The organism is Streptomyces sp. NPDC058637, from assembly GCF_042717325.1.
Taxonomy (GTDB): domain Bacteria; phylum Actinomycetota; class Actinomycetes; order Streptomycetales; family Streptomycetaceae; genus Streptomyces.
This window is the reverse complement of record NZ_JBHXRD010000008.1, coordinates 240,514-249,930: the sequence shown is the minus strand read 5'-3', so window position 1 is coordinate 249,930 and position 9,417 is coordinate 240,514. Positions and strand designations below refer to the sequence as shown.

The window sequence follows — 9,417 nt, the reverse complement described above, 5'->3', positions numbered from 1 at the left end:
CCACCGGTGGCGGCTTCGAGCGCCGCGACGACCGCCCCCGCGGCCCCCGCCGCGACGACGACCGCCCCAGCGGCGGCGGCTTCCGGCGTGACGACAACCGTGGTGGGGGCACCGGCGGCGGCTTCCGCCGCGACGACCGTGCCCCGCGCCGGGACGACGACCGGCCGAACAGCTTCGGTCGCGATGACCGTGCCCCGCGCCGTGATGACGACCGTGGTGGATACCGTGGCGGTCAGCAGCGCGACGACCGTGGCGGCCGGCCCACCGGCGGCGGCTTCGAGCGCCGCGACGACCGCCCCCGCGGCCCCCGCCGCGACGACGACCGCCCCAGCGGCGGCGGCTTCCGGCGTGACGACCGGGACCGTGCACCGCGTCGCGACAACGACCGGGGCAACGACCGTGGCGGATTCCGTGGCCGCGACGACCGGGGCGGCCAGGGTCGCGACGACCGCGGTGGCTACCAGGGCCGGGACGACCGCGACCGCGAGCCGATCAAGCGGCTTCCGATTCCGGACGACGTCACCGGTCAGGAGATCGACAAGGACGTCCGTCAGGAGCTGATGAGCCTGCCGAAGACCCTTGCCGAGGACGTCGCGCGGAACCTCGTCATGGTGGCCCGTCTGATCGACGAGGACCCCGACCAGGCGTACGCGTACTCCCGGATCGCCCTGCGGCTGGCGTCGCGCGTCGCCGCGGTGCGTGAGGCCGCCGGTTTCGCCGCGTACGCCACACAGAAGTACGCGGAGGCGCTGGCGGAGTTCCGGGCGTCCCGTCGGATGACCGGTTCCGTGGACCTGTGGCCCGTCATGGCCGACTGCGAGCGCGGACTCGGGCGTCCCGAGCGGGCCATGGACATGGCCGGTGAGCCCGAGGTGCAGAAGCTGGACAAGGCCGGTCAGGTCGAGATGCGCCTGGTCGCCGCCGGAGCACGCAGGGACATGGGGCAGATCGACGCCGCCATCGTCACGCTGCAGAGCCCCGAACTCGCCTCCAGCGCCGTGCATTCCTGGACCCCGCGCCTGCGGTACGCCTACGCGGACGCGCTCCTGGAAGCAGGACGTGAGGACGAGGCCCGCGAGTGGTTCGGCAAGGCACTGGAGGCCGACAAGGACGGTGCGACCGACGCGTCCGACCGGCTTGCCGAGCTCGACGGTGTGGAGTTCGTCGACGTCCTCGGTGACGACGAGCAGCCGGCCGGAGCGCCTGTGGCCGAAGAGGCCGAGGACGCTGCGGACGACGAGGACGATACGGCCACCGACGCCACCGCCACCGTCACCGACATCGACGACGAAGATGACGACGACGATGACGACGTGGACGGAACCGCGAAGGCGTAAGTACTGACGCACCGACGGGAGGAGGGCGGCACCCACGACGGGTGCCGCCCTCCTCCCGTTGACGGGCAGTCAGCCCTCGACCCGTCAGTCGGTGTGGAGGCTGCGCAGGACCAGGCCCGTAGCCGGCTTGGGTCCGAACGACGTCGACTTGCGGGGCATGGTGACACCCCGCCTCGCCAGGTCCCGGACGACGTCCTCGCGCACCGGATGCATCAGGACCGCCGTGGCATCGTGCCGTTCCGCCTGCTCGACCGCCGCAGCCGTGTCGTGGATGTACGAGATGTGCTCCGGGGCGTCGGGAATGCGCCAGACGGAGTCCAGGAGCGTGGAGTGCAGCACGGTCGCGTCGAGTGCGCGCCAGGCCGCCGGCCGGTCCGCGCGGATCGTGCGGGCCAGCAGCCGCTCGTCCGGCCGGTCGACGAGATGGAAGCGACCATCGCCCGCGAGGACGAACGCGTTGCCCTCCTTGGCGGCCTCCGCGAGCAGGTCGAGCGCCCGGGGGAGCGGACCCTCGACGGTCCGGACCCGGAAACCCTCGCCGAGGGCGGCGAGCGCGTCCGCGACCGGAAGCCGGCGCAGCAGCCGGTGGATGCCCCGCACCTGCAACGGGTAGCGGGCCGTGTCCACGAGGAGCACCAGCCCGAAGTCCCAGGGGCCCGGGGCGGACTGCTCCCGTTGGAGCCTGAGATAGGTGGCCCAGCGGTGGTGGCCGTCCGCGATGAGAGCCTGGCGGCGGGCGAGGTCGGACGCGATCTCCGCCTGCTCGGCAGGATCCGTGACGGCCCACAGGCGGTGGCCGAAACCGTCGTCGGTCGTCGTGGTGAGAAGCGGCAGACGCTTCACCACGCGCTCGATGACAGCCGTCGCACCGGCCGGCCCGCCGTCACCGGCATAGCTGAGCAGCAGCGGCTCGAAGTGGGCGGCAGCGGTGCGCATCAGGTCGGCGCGGTCCTCCACGACATCCGCCATGACGTCCTCGTGCGGCAGCACGATGCCGTCGGCCGCCGGGGAGAGGCCCAGTGCGCCGATCACTCCGCGCTGCAGGAGGTCGCCCGCCGACTGCTCGTAGACATAGAGCGCGGGCACCGGGTCCGGGGCGAGTACGCCCTCCGCGAGCCAGCGCTTCAGCGTCTCTGCGGCCTGATGGTGCCGCTCGGCGGCGGTACCGGCCTGCGGCAGGATCAGCCGCACGATGTTGTACGGGTCGGCGGACTCCAGGTGGTGCAGTCCGTCGGGCCGTACGACGACGTCGTAAGGGGGCGATGTCACCGCGGCCAGGCTGCCGACCCGTTCGGGGACGTACCGAAGGCCGCGGAAGGGGATCAGCCGCAGCCCCTGGTCGGCGGCGTACCCGGATGTGTTCATCTGGGCATCGTATGTGCGCACCAGGCCATGCGGGATGATCGGGGGAGAAGCTTGGAATGAGGAGCGCAGGCATATGAGTCAGCAGTACAGGTCCCGGCCGCTCGGGAACAGCACGGCACTGAGCGAGGCGTACGACACGGCTCTGCTCGATCTCGACGGGGTGGTGTACGCGGGCGGGCACGCCATCCCGCACGCCGTCGACTCGCTCGGCACCGCGCGGGACGGCGGAATGCGGCTGGCGTACGTGACGAACAACGCCCTGCGGACACCGGACGCCGTCGCGGAGCATCTGACGGAGCTGGGGATCCCGGCCGAACCCTCCGATGTGATCACCTCCGCGCAGGCGGTGGCGCGGCTGATGGCCGATCAGCTGCCGCCCGGGGCGCGGGTCCTCGTGGTCGGCGGCGAAGGGCTGTTCGTCGCGCTGCGCGAGCGGGGCCTGGTGCCGGTGGAGTCGGCGGACGACGACCCGGTCGCGGTCGTGCAGGGATTCGGCGGGCCCGACCTGGCGTGGGGGCGGCTCGCCGAGGCGGCGTACGCGGTCGCGCGCGGGGCGGCGTGGTTCGCCTCCAACACGGACCTGACGATCCCGAGCGCCCGAGGCATCGCGCCGGGCAACGGTGCGGCGGTGGAGGTCGTACGGATCGCCACGGGCGCCGAGCCGCAGGTCGCGGGCAAGCCGTTGCCGCCGATGCACCGCGAGACGGTGCTGCGGACCGGGGCCGAGCGGCCGCTGGTCGTCGGGGACCGGCTGGACACGGACATCGAGGGCGCGTTCAACGGGGGTGTCGACTCGCTGCTGGTGCTCACCGGGGTGACCGACGCCGCGCAGCTGCTCGCAGCCGAGCCGAAGTACCGGCCGACCTATGTGGACCAGGACCTTCGCGGCCTGCTCACCGGCCAGCCCGAGGTGACGGAGGGCGGCGACGGGATCCGGTGCGGCGGCTGGACCGCCGCGGTGCGCGGGGACGCCCTCGTGCTGGACGGCGACGGGGACGCCCTGGACGGGTTGCGGGCCCTGTGCGGGGCGGCGTGGACACACGCCGGGGAAGGTTCGTGCGGACTCGACGCGGGGAAGGCGGTGGCCAGGCTCGGTCTGTAGCCGAGGCGGCGTACGGAACCGGCCAGTTGGGAGGGTTGGAGGATAGGCTAACCTAACCTGGTGTTGGTCGAGAATCCCCCCGAATCGAGTGCCGGCCCCGTAGCCGCGCCGGCGAAGGCCCTGCCCGCCGGGCGCCACGCGGTACGCACCGCGGGACTCCTGGTCGCTGTGGGAGTTCTGGTGCTGGTGTGCCTGGCGAGTGTCGCGATCGGCGCCAAGGCGCTGCCCATGTCCGAGGTCTGGCACGGCCTGTTCCACTACTCCGGGAGCAACGGCGACGTCCTCGTACGCGATGTGCGCGTCCCGCGCACCGTGCTCGGGCTGATCGTCGGTGCCGCGCTGGGCCTCGCCGGGGCGGTGATGCAGGCGCTGACCCGTAACCCCCTCGCCGAGCCCGGCCTACTGGGCGTCAACGCGGGGGCGTCGGCGGCCGTCGTCTCGGCCATCAGCTTCTTCGGCGTGACCTCGCTGACCGGCTACGTCTGGTTCGCGTTCGGCGGTGCGGCGATCGTGTCCGTGGCGGTGTACGTCCTCGGCGGCAGCCGGTCCGCGAACCCCGTCCGCCTCGCGCTCGCGGGGACGGCGGTCACCGCGGCGCTGTTCGGCTACGTCAACGCCGTCCAGCTGCTCGACGGGGCGGCGCTGGACCGGCTGCGGTTCTGGACCGTCGGATCACTGGCCTCCGCGAACACGGAGACCGTCGGCAAGGTGTGGCCGTTCATCGCGCTCGGCGTACTGATCGCGCTGCTCATCGCCCGGCCGCTGAACGCGCTGGAGATGGGGGACGACACCGCCAAGGCACTCGGCGCCCATCTGACCCGCACCCGTGTCCTCGCCATGGTGGCCGTCACCCTGCTCTGCGGGGCCGCGACCGCCGCCTGCGGGCCGATCGTCTTCATCGGGCTGATGATCCCGCACCTCGTCCGCACCATCACCGGCCCCGACATGCGATGGATCCTGCCGTACGCGGCCGTCCTCGCGCCCGTGCTGCTGCTCGGCGCGGATGTGGTCGGCAGGGTCGTCGCCCGCCCCTCCGAACTGCAGGTGGGCATCGTCACCGCGCTGCTCGGCGGGCCGGTCTTCATCCATCTCGTACGACGCAAGAGGATGGCCCAGCTGTGAAGGCCGCACAGGACACCGAGGCCGGGCGGACCGCCGGGGCCCCGCAGGGCACCGGAACCGGGCCCGCGCCGGACACCACGAGGACCGTGCGCGCCGTCCGCGTTCCCGGCGGGCTCTCCTTCCGGGTGGACGCACGGGCGTCCACCGTGATCGCGCTGCTCACGGTGGCCGCCGCCGCGGCCGCCGTGGTGCTCATCGGCAGCGGCGACTTCTCCATGACGCCGGGCGAGGTCCTCACCACCCTGTTCGGCAACGGCACGTTCCAGCAGGAGTTCATCGTCACGGACCTGCGACTGCCGAGGGTCCTGGTCGGGCTCCTGGTCGGCGCCGCGCTCGGCGTGGGCGGTGCCGTCTTCCAGAGCGTCTCCCGCAACCCGCTGGGCAGCCCCGACGTGCTCGGCTTCGGCCAGGGCTCCGCGGTCGGCGCCCTCATCGTGATCGTGCTCTTCCACGGCGGGCCGGCCGAGGTCGCCGCGGGTGCCGTGGGCGGAGGCGTGCTCACCGGAGTGGCCGTCTACCTGCTGGCCTGGAAACGGGGCGTCCACGGCTACCGGCTCGTCCTCGTCGGCATCGGCGCCGCCGCGATGCTCACCGCCGCGACCCACTATCTGATCACCAAGGCCAACCTCGTCGACGCCACCCGCGCCGTCGTCTGGATGACCGGCTCGCTCGACGGCCGGGACTGGGCACAGGTCTGGCCGCTGCTCGCGGTCTGCGCCGTCCTCGTACCCCTGGTCCTGGGCCACGGACGGGCCCTGCGCATGCTGGAGATGGGCGACGACGCCGCCCACGCGCTCGGCGTACGGGTGGAACACACCCGGCTCGTCCTGCTGGGCTGCGCCGTGGTCCTCGTCGCCGTCGCCACGGCCGCCGCCGGCCCCATCGTCTTCGTCTCGCTGAGTGCCCCGCAGGTCGCCCGCAGGCTCACCCGCTCGCCCGGACCCAACCTGGCCGCCGCGGCCTGCACGGGCGCGGCCCTGCTGCTCGTCGCCGACTGGACCGCCATGAACGCCTTCGGGGACCGCCAGCTCCCGGTGGGCGTGTTCACCGGGGTGCTCGGCGGCTGCTACCTGCTGTGGCTCCTGGTGTCCGAGCGCAAGGCGGGACGCATATGAGACCCGGCCCGCCGGCGAAGGCGCCGGACGCCTCGCAACCACAGCCCATCAACTCCGGGAGCAGGACCATGCAGCGCCTCACCGCAGATTCGGTGACCCTCGGTTACGACCAGCGGACCATCGCCGAGAACCTCTCGGTCGAGATCCCCGACCGGTCCTTCACCGTGATCGTCGGCCCCAACGCCTGCGGCAAGTCGACCCTGCTGCGCGCGCTCTCCCGGATGCTCAGGCCGAGCCGTGGCGAGGTCCTGCTGGACGGGCAGTCCATCCACCGGCTGCCCGCGAAGAAGGTCGCGCGGACCCTGGGCCTGCTGCCCCAGTCCTCCATAGCCCCCGACGGCATCACGGTCGCCGACCTCGTCTCGCGCGGCCGGTACCCGCACCAGGGGCTGCTCCGCCAGTGGTCGCCCGAGGACGAGCGGATCGTCGTGGAGTCCATGGCCTCGACCGGCGTCGGCGAGCTCGCCGACCGCTACGTCGACGAGCTGTCCGGCGGCCAGCGCCAGCGGGTCTGGATCGCCATGGCGCTCGCCCAGCAGACCCCGCTGCTGCTGCTCGACGAGCCGACGACGTACCTCGACATCCAGCACCAGATCGACGTGCTCGACCTCTGCGCGGAACTGCACGAGACCCAGGGCCGCACGCTGGTCGCCGTGCTGCACGACCTGAACCACGCCGCCCGGTACGCCACCCACCTCATCGCCATGCGCCAGGGCGAGATCGTCGCCGAGGGCGCGCCCGGCGACATCGTCACGGCGGAGCTCGTCGAGGACGTCTTCGGGATGCGGTGCCAGGTCATCGACGACCCCGAGACGGGAACGCCGCTCGTCGTCCCGGCCGCCCGCAAGAAGCGTGCGCCGGCCGCCGCCTGACCCCGGCGTCGGCTACAGGAGCGACTTGAGTCTCAGCAGATCGCGGAAGCCCGCCTCCAGCCGGACCCGGCCGGACGCCCAGGCCTTCGCGAAATTCAGCTCGCCGTCCACCAGGGCCACCAGATCGTCCCCGGTCATCGCCAGCCGGATCTCGGCCTTCTCGCGGGGCGGACCGTCGAGGGTGTCCAGCACCCGGATCCGGCCGTTCGTCAGCCGTCCGGTGAACGTCGCGTCGAGATCCCTGATGTGGCAGCTCAGCGAGCGGTCGAGCGCGGCAGCGCCGCGTACGTCGCCGTCGGCCGAGGCAAGGTTGTCGGAAAGTGTGTCGAGTGCGCTGCGGCACTCCGCCATGGTCGCCATCGTCACCGACGTTACCCCAGCGCTTCGCGGTAGCGTTTCGGCATGAGTGACTGGATGCCGGAGCCCCGGACGCCTCCCGAGGCCGCACCCGCGCCCCCCGCGCCCTCCTTCGAGGCCGCCCCGCCCGCCCCGCTCGGTGTCACGCGTACCCCCACCGGGCATGCCACGGTGGACGCGCGGCTGGAGCGCCTGGCCGACGCCGACCACCTCCCGGCGGACGGGCACACCGAGGTGTACGAGGATGTACACCGTGGGCTGCGCGACGAGCTGACCGCGCTGGACGCCCGGCCCGCACCCGCACCGACGCCCAGTGACAACAACAGGAGCTGAACCGAACGTGGCAGGAGTTGCACGTCGCCGCCTCGACGCCGAGCTGGTACGCCGCAAGCTGGCCCGCTCGCGTGAGCACGCGAGCCAGCTGATCGCAGCGGGGCGGGTGACCGTCGGCGGCAACACCGCGACCAAACCCGCCACCCAGGTCGAGACCAGCGCGGCCGTCGTCGTGACCGAGGACGACAGCGATCCCGAGTACGTCTCGCGCGGCGGGCACAAACTCGCGGGCGCGCTCGCCGCCTTCGTACCGCTCGGGCTGACCGTGGAAGGACGGCGGGCGCTGGACGCCGGGGCGTCGACCGGGGGCTTCACCGATGTGCTGCTGCGGGCCGGCGTCGGCCATGTCGTCGCCGTCGACGTCGGCTACGGACAGCTCGCCTGGTCGCTGCAGTCCGATGAACGCGTCACCGTCAAGGACCGTACCAACGTACGGGAACTGACGTTGGAACAGCTCGACGGGAAGGCGGTGGACCTGGTGGTGGGTGATCTGTCGTTCATTCCGCTCGGCCTCGTGCTGCCGGCCCTCGCGCGCTGCGCCGCCCCCGACGCGGACCTGGTCCTCATGGTCAAGCCGCAGTTCGAGGTGGGCAAGGAGCGCCTGGGCAGCGGCGGTGTGGTCCGCAGCCCCGAGCTGCGGGCCGAAGCGGTACGCGAAGTGGCGCGCCGTGCCGGTCTGCTGGGCCTCGGAGTCCGGGGCGTCACGGCGAGCCCGCTGCCCGGGCCGTCGGGAAATGTCGAGTACTTTCTGTGGCTGCGGGCCGGAGCACCTGAACTGGATCCCGCGGATGTCGACCGTGCAGTGGCGGAGGGGCCTCGTTGACGACGCATGCGGCACAACCCGAGAACGCGGCACGAACCGTGTTCCTGCTGGCACACACCGGCCGCCCGGCCGCGATCCGCAGCGCCGAGCTCGTCGTCCAGGGCCTGCTCCGGCACGGCCTCGGCGTCCGGGTGCTCGCCGTGGAGGCGGCGGACCTGCCGCTGCCGCCGTCCGTGGTGACGGTCACGGACGCCACGCCCGCGGCGGTGGACGGCTGCGAACTGCTGATCGTGCTCGGCGGGGACGGCACACTGCTGCGCGGGGCCGAGATCTCCCGCGCCTCCGGCGTACCGATGCTCGGCGTGAACCTCGGGCGGGTCGGCTTCCTCGCCGAGGCCGAGCGTGACGACCTGGACAAGGTCGTCGACCGGGTCGTCACCCGCGCCTACCAGGTCGAGGAACGGATGACGCTCGACGTCGTCGTGCACAGCAACGGCGAGGTCATGCACACCGACTGGGCGCTCAACGAGGCGGCCGTGCAGAAGGTTTCGCCCGAGCGGATGCTGGAGGTCGTGCTGGAGATCGACGGCCGGCCGGTGACCGGGTTCGGGTGCGACGGGATCGTCTGCGCCACCCCGACCGGGTCGACCGCCTACGCCTTCTCGGCGGGCGGCCCCGTCGTCTGGCCCGAGGTCGAGGCCCTCCTGATGGTGCCGATCAGCGCCCACGCGCTGTTCGCGAAACCGTTGGTGACCTCGCCCACGTCCGTCCTGGCCGTGGAGGTCCAGCCGCACACCCCGCACGGGGTCCTGTGGTGCGACGGGCGCAGGACCGTCGAGCTGCCCGCGGGAGCCCGGGTCGAGGTCCGGCGCGGGGCGGTGCCCGTACGGCTGGCACGGCTCCACCAGGCCTCGTTCACGGACCGTCTGGTCGCCAAGTTCGCGCTTCCCGTGCAGGGCTGGCGGGGCGCGCCGCACTGACGCCCCGGACCGCTGCTCACACCCGCATGAGTGAATCCGTCACCGGGGTCCGTCGCACACCGGCCTCCGGA

At 72.7% G+C, this 9,417-nt stretch carries 10 protein-coding genes; 8 read left to right on the top strand and 2 right to left on the bottom strand.

Going from position 1 to position 9,417, the window contains the following annotated elements:
- The first annotated feature begins 560 nt into the window (after positions 1-560).
- Complete coding sequence (locus ACFWVP_RS10965; RefSeq protein WP_384495525.1) at positions 561-1,337, top strand: hypothetical protein; 777 nt, start codon at positions 561-563, stop codon at positions 1,335-1,337.
- Positions 1,338-1,421: 84 nt separating this feature from the next.
- Here the strand turns inward: ACFWVP_RS10965 and ACFWVP_RS10960 are convergent, their stop codons facing one another.
- Positions 1,422-2,702, bottom strand: coding sequence for a DUF1015 family protein (locus tag ACFWVP_RS10960; RefSeq protein ID WP_384495492.1), 1,281 nt, complete (start codon positions 2,700-2,702; stop codon positions 1,422-1,424).
- Between the two features lie 73 nt (positions 2,703-2,775).
- Here ACFWVP_RS10960 and ACFWVP_RS10955 point away from each other — a divergent pair, with 73 nt between their 5' ends.
- From ACFWVP_RS10955 to ACFWVP_RS10940, 4 genes are all read left to right on the top strand, one after another.
- Complete coding sequence (locus tag ACFWVP_RS10955) at positions 2,776-3,804, top strand: HAD hydrolase-like protein (protein ID WP_384495490.1); 1,029 nt, start codon at positions 2,776-2,778, stop codon at positions 3,802-3,804.
- 120 nt (positions 3,805-3,924) lie between these two features.
- Positions 3,925-4,926, top strand: coding sequence for a FecCD family ABC transporter permease (locus ACFWVP_RS10950; RefSeq protein ID WP_384495523.1), 1,002 nt, complete (start codon positions 3,925-3,927; stop codon positions 4,924-4,926).
- An 86-nt stretch (positions 4,927-5,012) separates the two neighbouring features.
- Complete coding sequence (locus tag ACFWVP_RS10945; protein ID WP_384495521.1) at positions 5,013-6,041, top strand: FecCD family ABC transporter permease; 1,029 nt, start codon at positions 5,013-5,015, stop codon at positions 6,039-6,041.
- 68 nt (positions 6,042-6,109) lie between these two features.
- Positions 6,110-6,913 carry an ABC transporter ATP-binding protein gene (locus ACFWVP_RS10940; RefSeq protein ID WP_384495489.1) on the top strand — a complete coding sequence of 268 codons (804 nt, stop codon included), beginning with the start codon at positions 6,110-6,112 and terminating at the stop codon, positions 6,911-6,913.
- A gap of 12 nt (positions 6,914-6,925) precedes the next feature.
- On the opposite strand, the gene ACFWVP_RS10935 is transcribed toward ACFWVP_RS10940, so the two are convergent.
- Positions 6,926-7,273, bottom strand: coding sequence for an SCP2 sterol-binding domain-containing protein (locus tag ACFWVP_RS10935; RefSeq protein WP_384495487.1), 348 nt, complete (start codon positions 7,271-7,273; stop codon positions 6,926-6,928).
- 42 nt (positions 7,274-7,315) lie between these two features.
- Here ACFWVP_RS10935 and ACFWVP_RS10930 point away from each other — a divergent pair, with 42 nt between their 5' ends.
- From ACFWVP_RS10930 to ACFWVP_RS10920, 3 genes are read left to right on the top strand one after another with little or no spacing between them, the layout of a single operon-like run.
- A complete protein-coding gene (locus ACFWVP_RS10930; RefSeq protein ID WP_384495486.1) occupies positions 7,316-7,603 on the top strand; it encodes a hypothetical protein in 288 nt (95 codons plus the stop codon).
- Positions 7,604-7,610: 7 nt separating this feature from the next.
- The gene (locus ACFWVP_RS10925; RefSeq protein WP_384495484.1) at positions 7,611-8,426 is read left to right on the top strand and encodes a TlyA family RNA methyltransferase; all 816 of its coding nucleotides are present in this window, start codon (positions 7,611-7,613) and stop codon (positions 8,424-8,426) included.
- Positions 8,423-9,346: an NAD kinase gene (locus ACFWVP_RS10920; RefSeq protein WP_384495483.1), complete on the top strand. Its 924-nt coding sequence runs from the start codon at positions 8,423-8,425 to the stop codon at positions 9,344-9,346. The genes ACFWVP_RS10925 and ACFWVP_RS10920 overlap by 4 nt, the downstream gene beginning before the upstream one ends.
- The last annotated feature ends 71 nt before the right edge of the window (positions 9,347-9,417 follow it).

Bases quoted from the DNA above. Each gene is read 5' to 3' on its own strand.
- ACFWVP_RS10965 (WP_384495525.1), top strand. From the start codon at position 561: ATGAGCCTGCCGAAGACCCTTGCCGAGGACGTCGCGCGGAACCTCGTC.
- ACFWVP_RS10940 (WP_384495489.1), top strand. From the start codon at position 6,110: ATGCAGCGCCTCACCGCAGATTCGGTGACCCTCGGTTACGACCAGCGG.
- ACFWVP_RS10930 (WP_384495486.1), top strand. From the start codon at position 7,316: ATGAGTGACTGGATGCCGGAGCCCCGGACGCCTCCCGAGGCCGCACCC.
- ACFWVP_RS10955 (WP_384495490.1), top strand. From the start codon at position 2,776: ATGAGTCAGCAGTACAGGTCCCGGCCGCTCGGGAACAGCACGGCACTG.
- ACFWVP_RS10935 (WP_384495487.1), bottom strand. From the start codon at position 7,273: ATGGCGACCATGGCGGAGTGCCGCAGCGCACTCGACACACTTTCCGAC.
- ACFWVP_RS10960 (WP_384495492.1), bottom strand. From the start codon at position 2,702: ATGAACACATCCGGGTACGCCGCCGACCAGGGGCTGCGGCTGATCCCC.